This window comes from Nonomuraea sp. NPDC050540, assembly GCF_044457485.1.
GTDB lineage: Bacteria > Actinomycetota > Actinomycetes > Streptosporangiales > Streptosporangiaceae > Nonomuraea.
On sequence record NZ_JBITHA010000001.1, the window covers coordinates 246,927 to 260,674 of the forward strand.

The 13,748-nt window shown below is 71.6% G+C and carries 13 protein-coding genes; 6 read left to right on the forward strand and 7 right to left on the reverse strand.

Going from position 1 to position 13,748, the window contains the following annotated elements; all coding sequences use genetic code 11:
- Positions 1-3: 3 nt before the first annotated feature.
- Genes ACIBI5_RS01165 through ACIBI5_RS01180 form a run of 4 tightly spaced genes read left to right on the forward strand, consistent with a single transcriptional unit; the run spans position 4 to position 5,649 of the window.
- Positions 4-990 carry an ABC transporter permease gene (locus ACIBI5_RS01165; RefSeq protein ID WP_397241918.1) on the forward strand — a complete coding sequence of 329 codons (987 nt, stop codon included), beginning with the start codon at positions 4-6 and terminating at the stop codon, positions 988-990.
- Complete coding sequence (locus ACIBI5_RS01170; protein WP_397241920.1) at positions 987-1,895, forward strand: ABC transporter permease; 909 nt, start codon at positions 987-989, stop codon at positions 1,893-1,895. Before ACIBI5_RS01165 ends, ACIBI5_RS01170 begins: the two co-directional genes overlap by 4 nt.
- Positions 1,892-3,946 carry a dipeptide ABC transporter ATP-binding protein gene (locus tag ACIBI5_RS01175; RefSeq protein ID WP_397241922.1) on the forward strand — a complete coding sequence of 685 codons (2,055 nt, stop codon included), beginning with the start codon at positions 1,892-1,894 and terminating at the stop codon, positions 3,944-3,946. Before ACIBI5_RS01170 ends, ACIBI5_RS01175 begins: the two co-directional genes overlap by 4 nt.
- Positions 3,943-5,649 (forward strand): ABC transporter family substrate-binding protein, encoded by a 1,707-nt coding sequence (locus ACIBI5_RS01180; RefSeq protein ID WP_397241924.1) that lies wholly within the window; start codon positions 3,943-3,945, stop codon positions 5,647-5,649. Before ACIBI5_RS01175 ends, ACIBI5_RS01180 begins: the two co-directional genes overlap by 4 nt.
- Positions 5,650-5,652: 3 nt before the next feature.
- Here the strand turns inward: ACIBI5_RS01180 and ACIBI5_RS01185 are convergent, their stop codons facing one another.
- Positions 5,653-6,375, reverse strand: a complete 723-nt coding sequence (locus tag ACIBI5_RS01185) for a hypothetical protein (protein WP_397241926.1) — start codon at positions 6,373-6,375, stop codon at positions 5,653-5,655.
- A gap of 156 nt (positions 6,376-6,531) precedes the next feature.
- Between ACIBI5_RS01185 and ACIBI5_RS01190 the strand changes: the two genes are divergently transcribed.
- Entirely contained in the window at positions 6,532-7,620 is a 1,089-nt protein-coding gene (locus ACIBI5_RS01190; protein WP_397241928.1) for a winged helix DNA-binding domain-containing protein, read from the forward strand.
- Positions 7,621-7,630: 10 nt separating this feature from the next.
- A complete protein-coding gene (locus ACIBI5_RS01195; RefSeq protein ID WP_397241930.1) occupies positions 7,631-8,458 on the forward strand; it encodes a PhzF family phenazine biosynthesis protein in 828 nt (275 codons plus the stop codon).
- A gap of 274 nt (positions 8,459-8,732) precedes the next feature.
- Here ACIBI5_RS01195 and ACIBI5_RS01200 read toward each other — a convergent pair whose 3' ends face one another.
- From ACIBI5_RS01200 to ACIBI5_RS01225, 6 genes are all read right to left on the reverse strand, one after another.
- Entirely contained in the window at positions 8,733-9,617 is an 885-nt protein-coding gene (locus ACIBI5_RS01200) for a biotin-dependent carboxyltransferase family protein (RefSeq protein ID WP_397241932.1), read from the reverse strand.
- Positions 9,614-10,231, reverse strand: coding sequence for an allophanate hydrolase subunit 1 (locus tag ACIBI5_RS01205; RefSeq protein WP_397241934.1), 618 nt, complete (start codon positions 10,229-10,231; stop codon positions 9,614-9,616). The genes ACIBI5_RS01200 and ACIBI5_RS01205 overlap by 4 nt, the downstream gene beginning before the upstream one ends.
- 13 nt (positions 10,232-10,244) lie before the next feature.
- Positions 10,245-11,000: a LamB/YcsF family protein gene (locus tag ACIBI5_RS01210; protein WP_397241936.1), complete on the reverse strand. Its 756-nt coding sequence runs from the start codon at positions 10,998-11,000 to the stop codon at positions 10,245-10,247.
- An 11-nt stretch (positions 11,001-11,011) separates the two neighbouring features.
- Entirely contained in the window at positions 11,012-11,770 is a 759-nt protein-coding gene (locus ACIBI5_RS01215; RefSeq protein ID WP_397241938.1) for a thioesterase family protein, read from the reverse strand.
- 10 nt (positions 11,771-11,780) lie between these two features.
- Complete coding sequence (locus tag ACIBI5_RS01220; RefSeq protein ID WP_397243759.1) at positions 11,781-13,352, reverse strand: hypothetical protein; 1,572 nt, start codon at positions 13,350-13,352, stop codon at positions 11,781-11,783.
- Positions 13,353-13,457: 105 nt separating this feature from the next.
- A complete protein-coding gene (locus tag ACIBI5_RS01225; protein WP_379609489.1) occupies positions 13,458-13,613 on the reverse strand; it encodes a hypothetical protein in 156 nt (51 codons plus the stop codon).
- Between the last annotated feature and the right edge of the window lie 135 nt (positions 13,614-13,748).

The following is a 13,748-nucleotide window of genomic DNA, read 5'->3' on the forward strand; positions in this document are numbered from 1 at the left end:
TGGATGGCGGGGTTCCTGGCTCGCAGGCTGCTCAACTATCTGGTGCTGGTCGCGGTGGCGTCGAGCCTCGCGTACATGCTGGCGGCCGGCGCGCTCGACCCGCGTTCCAACTACGCCGACCGCACTCCCAAGCCGCCGCCCGCCGTCGTCGACGCCCAGCTGACCGCGCTCAACCTCAACGACAAGACGCCGCTCATCCAGCGCTACGCGACCTGGGCCGCCGGGGTGCTCCACGGCGACTTCGGCAGGACCGTCACCGGCACCTCCGTCAACGAGGACCTCGCCCGGCGGGCCGGCGTCACCTTCCGGCTGGTCCTGCTCGGGCTGATCTGCGGCAGCCTGGTCGGCGTGCTGGTGGGCGCCTACGCGGCGGTCAAGCAGTACGGATGGTTCGACCGGCTCTCGACGGGGATGTCGTTCCTCGTCCTCGCGATCCCCGTGGTCGTGCTGGCCACCATGCTCATCCTCGTCGGCACCTGGCTCAACGAGAACGTCTTCGGCGCCAAGGTCTTCCTGGTCAGCGGCGAGTACTCCGACGGCCTCGACACCGGGTTCTGGGGCGGCGTGCTCGACCGGCTGCAGCACCTCATCCTGCCGACGGTCTCGCTGTCGCTCGGCCTGATCGCCACCTTCAGCCGCTACCAGCGCAACATGATGCTCGACGTGCTCGGCGCCGACTTCATCCGCACCGCGGTGGCCAAGGGGCTGAGCAGGCGCAAGGCGCTGACCAGGCACGCACTGCGCACCGCGCTGATCCCCGTCGTCACCTACTTCGCCTTCACCTTCGGCACGCTGCTGACCGGGGCCACGTTCACCGAGAAGATCTTCGGCTGGCACGGGCTCGGCGAGCAGCTGATCAACTCGATCTTCACCAACGACGTCAACACCGTGGCCGCCATCGCCTTCCTCGCCGCCGTCGCGGTCCTGGCCGCCTCGCTCGCGGCCGACGTGCTCCACGCCGCCCTCGACCCGCGGGTGAGAACCGCATGAGCCTGCAGGAGGAGGAGCTCGCGGAAGAGCTCCGGCAGACCCCGCGCGCGCCCTCGCGGCTGCGGATGGTGAGCGGCCGCTTCTTCGGCTCGACGCAGGGGCGGATCGGCTTCGCCGTACTGGCGGTGATGTTCCTGCTGGCCTTCGTGGGGCCGCTGTTCAGCCCCTGGACCTACACCGACAAGGACTTCACCGCCTTCCTGCAGCCGCCGTCGGCGCGGCACTGGTTCGGAACGCTCCAGACCGGCGCCGACGTCTACGCGGTCACGCTGCGCGGCATGCAGAAGTCGCTGATCGTGGGCCTGCTGGCGGCGCTGCTGTCCACGGCGCTGGCCGCGACCGTCGGCGCCTTCGCCGGCTACTTCGCCGGCTGGACCGACCGCACGCTGAGCTGGATCACCGAGCTGCTGCTCGTGCTGCCCGCCTTTCTCATCCTGGCGATCATGTCGCCGCTGTTCGGCGACGGGCAGTGGGTGCTGTTCGTGGTCATGCTGGCGCTGTTCCTCTGGATGGTCACCTCGAAGATCGTCAGGGGGATGACGATCTCGCTGAAGCACCGCGAGTACATCCAGGCCGCCCGCTTCATGGGCGTCCCGCCCGTGACGATCATCTTCCGGCACGTGATCCCCAACCTGTCGTCGCTGCTCATCGTCGACGCCACGCTCAACGTCAGCGCCGCCATCCTCACCGAGACCTCGCTGTCGTACTTCGGCTTCGGCATCCAGCCGCCCGACGTCTCCTTCGGCACGCTCATCGCCGACGGCGCCAAGACCGCCGTCTACGCGCCGTGGACGTTCTGGTTCGTGGCCGCGCTGCTGGTGGTCACCGTGCTGGCCGTCAACCTCATCGGCGACGCGCTGCGTGACGCGTTCGACCCGTCCGCCGCACGGAAGGGGAGGCGATGACCGCGGGGGAGCCGGTGCTGGAGGTGCGCGATCTGCACGTCACCTTCGGCGACGTGCGCGCCGTGCGCGGCGTCAGCTATGCCGTACGGCCCGGCGAGGTCCTCGGCATCGTCGGCGAGTCCGGCTCCGGCAAGTCCGTCACCTCCGCCGCGGTCATGGGACTGCTGCCCCCGAGCGCCACCGTCACCGGCTCGGTCCGGCTCGCGGGCCAGGAGCTCATCGGCGCGCCGGAGAAGCGGCTGACCGCCCTGCGCGGCAAGACGATCTCCATGGTCTTCCAGGACCCGCTGTCGGCCCTCACCCCCGTCTACCGCGTCGGCGACCAGATCGCCGAGGCGGTGCGCGTCCACCAGAAGGTCACCAAGGAACAGGCCATGGTCCGGGCCGTGGAGCTGCTCGACCTGGTCGGCATCCCCAACCCGGGGCAGCGGGCCCTGGGCTTTCCCCACGAGTTCTCCGGCGGCATGCGCCAGCGGGCGGTCATCGCCATGGCGATCGCCAACGACCCCGGCGTGATCATCTGCGACGAGCCGACCACCGCGCTCGACGTCACCATCCAGGCGCAGGTGCTGGAGGTGCTGAAGACGGCCCAGCGGGAGACCGGCGCCGCGATCGTCATGATCACCCACGACCTCGGGGTGGTGGCCGGGTTCGCCGACCGCGTGCTGGTGATGTACGCGGGGCGGCCGGTCGAGGTCGGGGCGGTGGACGACATCTACTACCGGATGCGCATGCCGTACACGGTGGGGCTGCTCGGCTCGATCCCGCGCGTCGACCGGGGCGGGCGCCAGCCGCTGGTTCCCATCGAAGGCGCGCCGCCCTCGCCCGCCGCGCTGCCGCCCGGCTGCCCGTTCGAGCCGCGCTGCCCGATGGCGGTCGAGGAGTGCTTGGTGGCCGAGCCGGCGCTGCTGCAGGTCGGGCACGGCCACGAGGCGGCCTGCATCCGCTGGGCCGACGTCGGGGTCAGGCCGCCGGGCCGGCACGCGGCCCAGGCCGCGGCGACCGCCCGCGGGGGGCGGGGCGCGCAGGAGGTGGTCCTGCACGTGGACGGGCTGGTCAAGCAGTATCCGCTGATGAAGGGCTCGTTGTTCAAGCGCAGGGTCGGCACCGTGCACGCGGTGGCCGGGATCAGCTTCGACATCCGCCAGGGCGAGACGCTCGGGCTGGTGGGGGAGTCCGGCTGCGGCAAGACCACGACGCTGATGGAGATCCTGGAGCTGGTCAAGCCGCAGGACGGCCGGATCGTCGTCCTGGGCCGGGACACCGCGCGCATGGCCGCCGGCGACCGGATGGCGATCAGGCGCGACATGCAGGTCGTCTTCCAGGACCCGCTGGCCTCGCTCGACCCGAGGATGACCGTGCACGACATCCTGGCCGAGCCGCTGCGCACCCACCGGCGCGGCGACACCGGCTCGCGGGTGCGCGAGCTGCTGCGGCTGGTCGGCCTCGACGAGTCCCACGCCGCCCGCTACCCACAGGACTTCTCCGGCGGCCAGCGCCAGCGCATCGGCATCGCCCGCGCGCTGGCGCTCGAACCCAGGCTGGTCGTCCTGGACGAGCCGGTCTCCGCGCTCGACGTCTCGATCCAGGCCGGCGTGATCAACCTACTCGACGCGCTGAAGTCCAGGCTCGGCCTGTCCTACCTGTTCGTCGCGCACGACCTGGCCGTCGTGCGCTACATCGCCGACCGGGTGGCGGTCATGTACCTGGGCCGGATCGCCGAGATCGGCCAGGTGGACACCGTCTACGACGGGCCCATGCACCCCTACACGCAGGCGCTGCTGTCGGCGATCCCGCTGCCCGACCCGCGGCGCGAGCGCACCCGGCGCCGGATCCTGCTCGACGGCGACCTGCCCAGCCCCGCCGACCCTCCCTCCGGGTGCCGCTTCCGTACCCGCTGCCCCAAGTTCAGGACGCTCGCGGAGAACGAGCGGTCCCGGTGCGTGGAGAGCGAGCCCGAGGTACGCGCCCTGGCCCACGACCACGGCGTGGCCTGCCACTACGCCGAGAAGCTCGAAGTCGTACAGAACCACGAGGAGTCACATCCATGAAGGCATCACGTCTCGCCCTCGCCGCCGTGCTGACCGGCTCGCTGGCTCTGGCGGGCTGCGGTGGCGGCGGCAGCGGCGGATCGGCGGGCGGCAGCGGCGCCGGACCGTCCGGCGACGGCGCCGCGATCAAGGCGTTCGACATCAACCTTCAGCCGCGCGATCAGGTCCGCGACGGCGGCACGCTGCGCTGGGGGCTCAACGAGTTCCCCTCGCAGTGGAACCGCAACCACGTCGACGGCAACCTCCTCATGGCCTCCGTGGTCAGCAACGCCCTGCTCCCGTCGCCCTTCCGCTCGAACGAGAAGGCCGAGATCGCCGTCAACCCCGACTACCTCGTCGATGCGAAGATCACCGAGAGCGATCCCAAGCAGGTGGTCACCTACACGCTCAACCCGAAGGCCAAGTGGTCCACCGGCGACCCGATCACGTGGGAGGACTACGCGGCCCAGTGGAAGGCGCTCAACGGCCGCGACACCGCCTTCCGGATCGTCTCGCCGACCGGCTACCAGGACATCGAGAGCGTCAGGAAGGGCAAGGACGACTACGAGGTGGTCGTCACGTTCGCCCGGCCCTTCGCCGACTGGCAGTCGCTGTTCGGGCCGCTGCTGCCGAAGTCCGCCAACGGCTCGCCCGATGCCTTCAACACCGGCTGGCTCAACAAGATCCCGGTGACGGCGGGGCCGTTCGCGTTCAAGGCCTTCGACCAGACCGCCAAGACGATCACGATCGTCCGCGACGACGCGTGGTGGGGGGACCGGGCCAAGCTCGACCAGATCATCTACCGCGCCTCCGAGCAGGACTCCCTGATCGGCGCGTTCGGCAACGGCGAGCTCGACATCACCGACGTCGGCCCCTCCGCCCCCGACTACGCCCGCGCCAGGTCCACCTCGGGCGCCGAGGTACGCCAGGCCGCCGGCCCCGACTTCCGCCACTTCACCTTCAACGGCTCCAGCGAACTGCTCAAGGACGTCAACGTCCGCCGGGCGATCCAGCTCGGCATCAACCGGCAGGCCATCGCCCAGTCGGACCTGCAGGGCCTGGACTGGCCGATCACGCTGCTGAACAACCACTTCTTCATGAACACCCAGGAGGGCTACCAGGACAACGCCGGCGAGCTCGGCGTCTACAACCCGGAGAAGGCCAAGCAGATGCTGGACGCCGCCGGGTGGAAGCTCGTCGGCGGTGTCAGGCAGAAGGACGGCAAGCCGCTTGACCTGCGGTTCGTCGTGCCGACCGGGGTGCAGCTGAGCAAGTCGGAGGGCGAGTTGGCCCAGAACATGCTCGCCCAGATCGGCGTCAAGCTCACGCTGAAGGCGGTGCCGAGCGACGACTTCTTCACCAAGTACGTCATCCCCGGCAACTTCGACATCACGCCGTTCGCCTACATCGGCACGCCGTACCCCGTGTCGAGCAGCTACGGCATCTACGTGAACTCGCCCGACGGCGGCAAGACCTGGAACGCCAACTTCGGCAGGACCGGCTCGGCGGCCATCGACGCCGCCATGCAGAAGGCCGGGTCCGCGCTCGACCCCGCGCAGGCGCGGACCGAGACGAACCAGGCCGACAAGCTGATCTGGCAGGAGGTCAACGTGCTGCCGCTGTACCAGCGCCCGCAGAACGTGGCGACCAAGGCCAACCTCGCCAACGCGGGCGCCCGCGGCTTCTACGACCTGCGCTACCAGGACATCGGCTTCACCAGGTGACGGCTAGCCGTAGTTGATGACGGAGGAGATGCGGTCGTTCCAGCCGAGGCTGTCGAGCTCCCGCATCTCCTGGTACGGCTGGACGTGCAGCGAGGCGCCGCCCAGATCGATGTGGTCGTAGTAGGCCACGTGGCAGTCGTTGGTGCTCATGGAGCTGATCGTGTCGTTCCAGGACGGCGAGGTGGGCCAGCCGCCGCGCCGCTTGATGGCGAGGTTGGGCCAGTAGTAGCCGGCCTGCAGCCAGAACCAGTCGCCGCCGTAGTGGTGGTGCTCGAACATCTGCACCTCCCTGGCCGCAGCCTGGACGCGCGGGCGCGTTTGCGCGGCGGCCCAGGCGGCGGCGCGCAGATGTCGGCCGTCGGTGAAGGCGTGCAGGGTAGGCCCGGTGTCGTCGAGGGCGAAGGTGAGCGGCTGGCCGTTGAAGCGCGTGATGTCGGCCGGGTCGTAGGCCACGCCGTCCACCACCAGGGCCATCCGCGGCGGCCGGTGCGCGATGGCCGGGTCGCTCGCCGGCCCGTGCAGCGTGCTCAGGCCGCTGACCCGGCTGGGCTGGGCGGGCGGAGGCTGGGTGAGCGCGTGGCCGACGAACTCCGGCAGTGTGGTGATACCGCGTTCGCTCAGCACCTCCAGGACGTCCTCCTCGCTGATACCGCCGACATGGGCGGAAAAATCCAGCAATCGCTCCACCTCACGCCGCGTCTCCGTGGTGATCGGTTCTCTGCTCACGTCGCTCTCCTTTCGGCCGCACCGTCGCGGCCAGGGACGCCATGTTCTCCGCGGCCCGCGGGGGCGGGACAGTAGCCGCACTGTGACACCTTGACTACTTCTCGCGACTTTCAGTCAAGATGAGCGTTCATGCGGGTCAGGTGTAGAAAGGGGCACGTGAACATCGCGGTGACCTGGTCGCAGGTACTGGCATGGCGGCTGCGGCGCCAGCACGTGAGCGGCCCCGGCGCCGCCGACCCCGTGGCGGTAGCCAGGCGCCTGTGCGGGATCCAGACCCAGGTGGCCTCCTCGGCCCAGCAGGCGGTCGCGCTACGCAGCGCGCGCCCCGGCCCCGGCGCCGTCGACCGGGCCCTGTGGCAGGAGCGCACGCTGGCCAAGACCTGGGTGATGCGCGGCACCCTGCACCTGGTGCCGGGCGATCGGCTGCCCGACTACTGCGCCGCCCTGGCCACGCTGCGGTTCTGGGAGAAGGGCGTGTGGCAGCGCGGCCACGGCGTGAGCGCGGCCGAGATCGAGGCGATCGTCGAGGCCGTCCCGAAGGCGCTGGGCGAAACCCCGCTGACCCGCGAGGAACTGGTCGACGCCGTCGTGGCCGGCACCGGCGACACCCACCTGCGCGAGGCGCTCACCTCGGGATGGGGCGCACTGCTGAAGCCCCTGAGCAGGCTGGGCGAGCTGTGCTACGGGCCGCCGCGCGAGGGCAAGGTCACCTTCACCGCGCCGCGCGACTGGCTGCCGTCCTGGCCCGCCGAGCTGCCGCCCCAGGAGGAGGCCGGCGTCCGCGTCCTGCGCGACTACCTGGGCGCCCACGGGCCGGCCTCGCCGGAGACGTTCGACAGGTGGCTGTTCGGCGGCGTCGCGAAGAAGTCGGTGCTGAAGGGCTGGTTCCGCGACCTGGCGCCCGAGCTGACCGAGGTGGACGTGGACGGCGAGCCCCTCCAGGCCCTCACCGAGCACCTCGACGACCTGGCCGCCACCCGGCCGTCGGAAGAGGTCCACCTGCTGCCCGGCTTCGACCAGTACATCCTCGCCGCACCCCGGAACCTGGCGGCGCTCGTCCCGCCCGCGGTGAAGCCCAAGGTCAGCCGCGCGGCGGGCTGGATCTCGCCCGTGGTGGTCCACCAGGGCCGGGTGGCCGGGGTGTGGGAGCCCAAGGACATGAAGGTGGAACTGTTCGAGGACGTCCCCGCCGGCCCGCTCGCAGAAGCGGTGACCGGGATGCGGGCACTGCTCGCCGAGCTGTGACACTGGACCCATGACCCGAGACTTCGCGCAGGTCGACGTTTTCACCGACACCCCCTACCGAGGCAACCCGCTGGCGGTGGTCCTCGACGGCGACGGGCTGAGCACCGAGGACATGCGGCGCTTCGCCCACTGGACGAACCTGTCAGAGACCACGTTCGTCCTGCCGCCCACCACCCCCGAGGCCGACTACCGGGTCCGGATCTTCACCCCCACCACCGAACTGCCCTTCGCCGGCCACCCCACCCTCGGCACCTGCCACGCCTGGCTGGAGGCCGGAGGCAAGCCGGCCGGCGGGAACACGATCGTGCAGGAGTGCGGCGCCGGCCTGGTCGACGTGCGGCGCACCGCCGGCGGGCTCGCCTTCGCCGCGCCGCCGCTGCTGCGCGAGGGGCCGGTGGAGGAAGAACTGATCGAACGCCTGGCCGACACGCTGCGCATCGACCGCACCGCGATCGTGGACGCGCAGTGGGCCGACAACGGGCCGGGGTGGGTGGCGGTGCTGCTGGCCGGCGCCCAGGACGTGCTGGAGGTGCGGCCCGGGGTCGTCGACCTGGACATCGGGGTGGCGGGGCCGTACCCGGAGGGGTCGCCGCAGGCGTTCGAGGTGCGCGCGTTCTTCCCCCTGCACGGCGCGACGGCGGAGGACCCGGTCACGGGCAGCCTGAACGCGTCACTGGCCCGCTGGCTCCTGCGCACGGGCCGCGCCACCGCGCCTTACACGGCCTCCCAAGGCACCGCCCTCGGCCGCGCCGGCCGCGTCCACATCTCCACCGACGCGGATGTCATCTGGGTCGGCGGCTCTTCCGTCACCTGCATTCGCGGCGCGGTTTCCCTTTAGCGGTGTTCTGCGGCGGCTGTGCTCCCGCTCCTTCCGTCACGGCTCTTTCCAACACGGCTCTTTCCGTCACGGCTCTCTTTCCGTCACGGCGAAGCCGCCCCCACGCCACCCGCCGCCGTGGGCGGGCGCCGATCGTGGGGGTCGCTTCTCACGTCGGACGTGGTCCCCGCCGTCACGGCCCACGCCGACCGGCGACCAGGATCCCCACCGGCCGGATCGGCCCTGGCAAGGCCGGCCGGATCGGCCCGACCGGGCCGAGCCGCGGTCCCCGAGGTCAGGTGGGGGTTTTGCGGAGGGTGAAGCGGGTGGTGGCGCCTGGGCGGAGCTGGGCGGCGGTTGAGAGGTCGGCGGCGGACAGGACGGCGATCACCGGGTAACCGCCCGTCGGCGGGTGGTCGGCCAGGAAGATGATCGGCTGCCCGCTCGGCGGCACCTGGACGGCCCCCGCCACCATGCCCTCGCTGGGCAGTTCGCCCTGCCGGGCACGCTCCAGGACGGGCCCGCTCAGCCGTACGCCGACCCGGTTGCTGTCCTGGCTCACCTGGTAGGGCCTCCCGCACAGCTCCTTCAGCGCCCCGGGCACGAACCAGTCGTCACGCGGCCCCGGCACCACCCGCAGCACGGCCGCCCCCGGCTCGCGCAGGGGGGCCACGTCGACCGAGATCTCCGCCAGCCCGTCCACCGGGCCGACGGGCAGGACGGTCCCGGCCCGGAGCACAGCGGGCCCGAGGCCGGACAGCGAGTCGGTGGAACGGCTGCCGAGCACCGGCTCGGCCGCGATCCCGCCCCGGACGGCGACGTAGGTGCGCAGGCCCCTCACGGGCGTCCCGAAACGCAGCTCGCCCCCGGCCGGAACCCAGAACGGCGCTCCCATCCCCGCACCAACCGGCGCTCCCGTCCCCGGACCGGCCGGTGCGGCCGTCACCGGGCAGGGGGCGCCGGTTATGGAGATCCACGCGCCCGCCGGGAACGCCAGCCGCGCGCCTCCGAACGTCAGTTCGATTCCTGCGAACCCCTCCGGGTTGCCCACCAGCCGGTTGGCCAGTCGCAGCGCGGCGGCGTCGGCGGCGCCCGAGTGCGGCACGCCCAGGTGCGCGTAGCCGGGGCGGCCGAGGTCCTGGACGGTCGCGTAAGGACCGGGCTTGATCACTTCGATCATGCGGGCTCGAACCGCACACGCGTGCCGGGCCGGAACAGTGACGGCGGATCGGCCCGCACGTCCCACACCCGGAGATCGGTACGCCCCAGCAACCGCCACCCACCGGGCGAGGCGCTCGGATACACCGCCGAATGAGGCCCGGCGATGGCCACCGAGCCCACCGGAACCGACGTGCGGGGCGTGGCCAGCCTGGACACGTGGAGCACCGCGTCGAGCCCGGTCAGATAGGCGAACCCGGGCGCGAACCCCAGCCACCCCACCACCAGTTCCCGCCCGCTGTGCCGCGCCACCACCTCGCCCGGTGTCAGCCCGGTCTCCGCGGCCACGTCGGCCAGGTCGGCGCCGTCGTAGACGACCGGCACCACGACGGCCGGGGTCCCGTCCGCCCGGTCACCCGACGGCGGTTCCGCCGCGACTCGTGCCAGGTCCGCCAGCCGTTCGCGCAGCCGTAGCTGGTCGGCGCCCGGCGCGACGACGAGCACCGTCTCCGGCCCCGGCACGATCTCCACCACGGAGCCCGGCCGCTCGGCCCGCAGCAGCGCGTCCAGCCGGTGGGACACCTCCAGCGATCCGGTCTCCACGAGCAGCCCGTGCTCACCGGCCGCCCTGATCACCGCGCCGCCGCGGTCATGCGAACGCCTGCAGGACCACGCCGGCCTCAAGCAGCCGATCGCGTACGGCCTGCGCGAGCCGTACCGCGTCAGGGGTGTCGCCGTGGACGCAGATGGAGCGGGCGCTGACCGCGACCTGGGTGCCGTCGGCGGCCAGCACGCTCTCGTCGACGGCCATGCGCACGGCGCGCGCGGAGACCGCTGCCGGGTCGTGGATCACGGCGCCGGGCTCGCGCCGGGGGACCAGCGTGCCGTCCGGCGTGTAGGCGCGGTCGGCGTAGGCCTCGGCGATCGTGCGGACGCCCTCGGCGGCGGCGAGGCCGTGGACGACGGAGCCGGGCAGCGTGAGGATCGGCAGCGTGGGGTCGTAGTCGGCCACCGCGTCGACGACCGCGGCGGCCTGGCCGGGGTCGCGGCAGATGCGGTTGTACAGGGCGCCGTGGGGCTTGACGTAGGAGACGCGGCCGCCCATCGCGCGGGCGATGCCGTCGACGGCGGCGAGCTGGTAGAGCACCTCGGCGCACAGTTCTTCCGGCTCGACCTCCATCTCCCTGCGCCCGAAGTGGGCCAGGTCGCGATAGGAGACCTGCGCGCCGATCGACACGCCCCGGTCGACGGCGGCGGCGCAGGTACGCCTGATGGTCACGGGGTCGCCGGCGTGAAAGCCGCAGGCCACGTTGGCGCTGGTCACGATGTCGAGAAGCGCCAGGTCGTCGCCGAGCCGCCAGATGCCGAATCCCTCACCGAGATCCGCGTTGAGGTCGATCACCATGGCCCTATCTTCTACCGTGGCGCGACGAAGAGCGTCTGGGTGGCCGCGCCGACCTCGCCGAGTTCGTCGAACAGGGTCGACCGCGTGAGGCCGCGGCCGGACGGGCCGACGACGGTCTCGGCGTCCATGCAGATCCACTCGGTGGCCGGCGTGCGGACCAGCGCGACCGTGAGATCCAGGTTGACGAACATGTGCGTCTCGAACGGCAGGGCGTGGCTGATCCCGTTGCCGCTGTCCGCCACGGCCAGGAGGCGTTCGAGCGGGGTCGTGGGCTCGTCCTCCACCAGGGGGACGCGCATGCGCATCCACGCCGTGGCGGGGCCGGTCTCCATGGGGGTGCCCTTGACGAAACGCCAGTCCATGGCTCTGCCGTACCCGAAACCGGTCGACAGCCACGACGGCGGGCCCGGCTCGTCCGGGACGGGGGCGGGCGGCGGCGAGGTGGCGATCTCGGGACTTTCGCTCTCGCGGATGCGCCAGGCCGTGGCCCTGACGTACTCGCGCCCATCCGCCCGGACCGTGGCGGCCAGGCACTGCACCCGCCTGCCGTCGCGGATGACCTCCGCGCTGACCTCCAGCTCACCGACCGGGACGGGGCCGAAGACGTCGGCGGCCAGCCGGGACAACTCCAGCCCCGGCACCGGCGCGGTGCGGCCCAGTTCGTAGGCGATCAGGGCGGTGACCGGGCCCATGTGCTGGAAGCCCGGGTGCCAGGGACCTTGGGTGTGCTCGGTGGCGAGGTAGCGGCCGGGGCCCAGCCAGGAGTACATCGGCATGGTTCTAGATCTCGTCGGGGATGTCGGCGATGTCGTCGAGGGCGGCGGCGAGTTCCTCGGGGTCGCCGCCGATGCGCTCGGCGATCTCGATCAGCACGTGCAGCACGTCGTGGCGGTCGTGCCCCAGATCCAGCAGGCGCTGGGCGGCCTCCCACAGTTGCGGCGGGTCGCCGTCCCACAGCCTGGTCGCGATCTCCTCGTGCCAGGCCAGGTGCTCCTCGTCGATCTCGCCCACGTGGTCGAAGCGCAGCAGCGTGCGCCGGTCGGCCTGGTCGGCCGGGTCCAGCTTGTCGAGGTCGATGTCACCGTGCATGCCCTGCAGGTACGGGAAGGCGAAGACCCGCCTGGCCAGCGCCGACAGGTCGCCGTCCGGCAGCAGCCGCTCCAGCAGCGGCAGCTCCAGGCCGAAGGAGGTCGGGTCGCGGTAGGCCTCGGGGAACTTCGCCGTCGCCTCCCACACCGCGTCCTGCGTCGCGCGCAGTCCTCGCTCCGGCAGTCCGGTACGGCCCGCCGCGAAGCGCACCCACGCCGACAGCACGTGCGGCATCGCCTCCTGCTCCGCCCGGCTGAGCATCACCTTGCGCGGCAGCCAGTCCAGCAGGAACGTCTCGCACTTGACCGGGCTGACCCGCATCGGCCGGTTGAAGTCCTGCTCGCAGCCGTAGTCGATGATGTGGTCGGCGCAGCGCGAGGCCGCCGACGGGTCCGACAGGTGCTCGGCGGCGTCGGAGGACAGGAACTCCGCGGCCAGCATGGCCCGCCGTTCGCGGCTGTAGGGCGCCTCGATGTGCAGCGGCGCAGGGCGTTTGCGGCCGGGCGGCAGCGCCTTCAGCCGGGAGCGGGCGAAGGCGTGGTAGGCGCTGTAGCTGTCGCTGACCGGTGGCGGCGTCTTGGGCACCGTGTGTGATGGTCGCGCCCGCTTCGCCGCTCGTTGGCTCGTCCCTCGCTCTCTCCCGTCGAGCTCCTGCGCTCCGCCGGTGGCCTTCATCGCCGACTCCAGCAGCGCCCGCGCCTGCTGCGGCTCGATCTCCTCGAACAGCAGCATCGGGTCGGCCCCGGCCTCGGCCCTGGCCTGGTCCAGCAGCTTCTCCACGTGGGAGGAGACCCAGGCGTCGCGCGCCATGCCGTTCATGTTGTGGTCGACGACCATGACCAGCGCGTGCCGGTCCTGGGGGCGGTCGGCGGCGGCCTCGCCCCACCGGTAGGCGAAGGTGCAGATCACGGTGTCCTGGTCGCCGTAGGCGTCGCGGGAGACGTAACAGCCGGTGGGCTTGACCGCGCCCACCCGGTCGGCCCAGCCGGGCCTGGCCACGCCGCCCTCCATCATCGCCAGCGCCGCGCCCTCGGCCTTGGCGCCCTGACGCGCGGTGCCGAGGTAGGCCAGGCAGATGAGCAGTGTCAGCGAGGCCGGCGTGCCGGCCTTGGCCGCGTAGTCGACCAGGCCCTCGCCGAGCACCTGCTCGACGTCACCGCCTTTGACGCGCTTTCCCCACCAGGCGCCGATCATGTCGGAGACCATCAGCTCCGCGTCGAGCGGCGTCCGTACGGCGAGAAGTTCGCGCGCCGCCTGCAGCATCTCCTGGAAGACTTCATCAGGATTGGTTCGATGTCGGCGCACGCCCTCACTCTCTCGCATTCCAGGCACAAACGGCGCGTTTCACGCAGCCTGGTGACCCCGATGTTATCGGGCGCTACGGGGCGGGGGCGCGGAGTTCACGATGGCGAGCAGGTGCTCGCGCGCGATGCGCTCCACGATCTGGGGAGTCGCCTCGATGCCGAGGTGCTCCGCGCAGGCGCACACATCGGCCACACATCGGTCGATCGTGTCGACAGGCACGGTGAGAAACTCTTCGGCCAGCCGATGACTAACTGGCTCTTTGAGCATGCGTGTGGCCAGAGCGAGCATAGTCGTGAGATTCCTCTGCAAGCCCGAGGGCAAACCCCCCGGAGACGGACGCGAGCGACTTGCGCT

Coding starts and splice junctions, on each gene's coding strand:
- ACIBI5_RS01165 (WP_397241918.1), top strand. CDS start 4: ATGGCGGGGTTCCTGGCTCGCAGGCTGCTCAACTATCTGGTGCTGGTC.
- ACIBI5_RS01170 (WP_397241920.1), top strand. CDS start 987: ATGAGCCTGCAGGAGGAGGAGCTCGCGGAAGAGCTCCGGCAGACCCCG.
- ACIBI5_RS01175 (WP_397241922.1), top strand. CDS start 1,892: ATGACCGCGGGGGAGCCGGTGCTGGAGGTGCGCGATCTGCACGTCACC.
- ACIBI5_RS01180 (WP_397241924.1), top strand. CDS start 3,943: ATGAAGGCATCACGTCTCGCCCTCGCCGCCGTGCTGACCGGCTCGCTG.
- ACIBI5_RS01195 (WP_397241930.1), top strand. CDS start 7,631: ATGACCCGAGACTTCGCGCAGGTCGACGTTTTCACCGACACCCCCTAC.
- ACIBI5_RS01200 (WP_397241932.1), bottom strand. CDS start 9,617: ATGATCGAAGTGATCAAGCCCGGTCCTTACGCGACCGTCCAGGACCTC.
- ACIBI5_RS01210 (WP_397241936.1), bottom strand. CDS start 11,000: ATGGTGATCGACCTCAACGCGGATCTCGGTGAGGGATTCGGCATCTGG.
- ACIBI5_RS01215 (WP_397241938.1), bottom strand. CDS start 11,770: ATGTACTCCTGGCTGGGCCCCGGCCGCTACCTCGCCACCGAGCACACC.
- ACIBI5_RS01220 (WP_397243759.1), bottom strand. CDS start 13,352: ATGCTGCAGGCGGCGCGCGAACTTCTCGCCGTACGGACGCCGCTCGAC.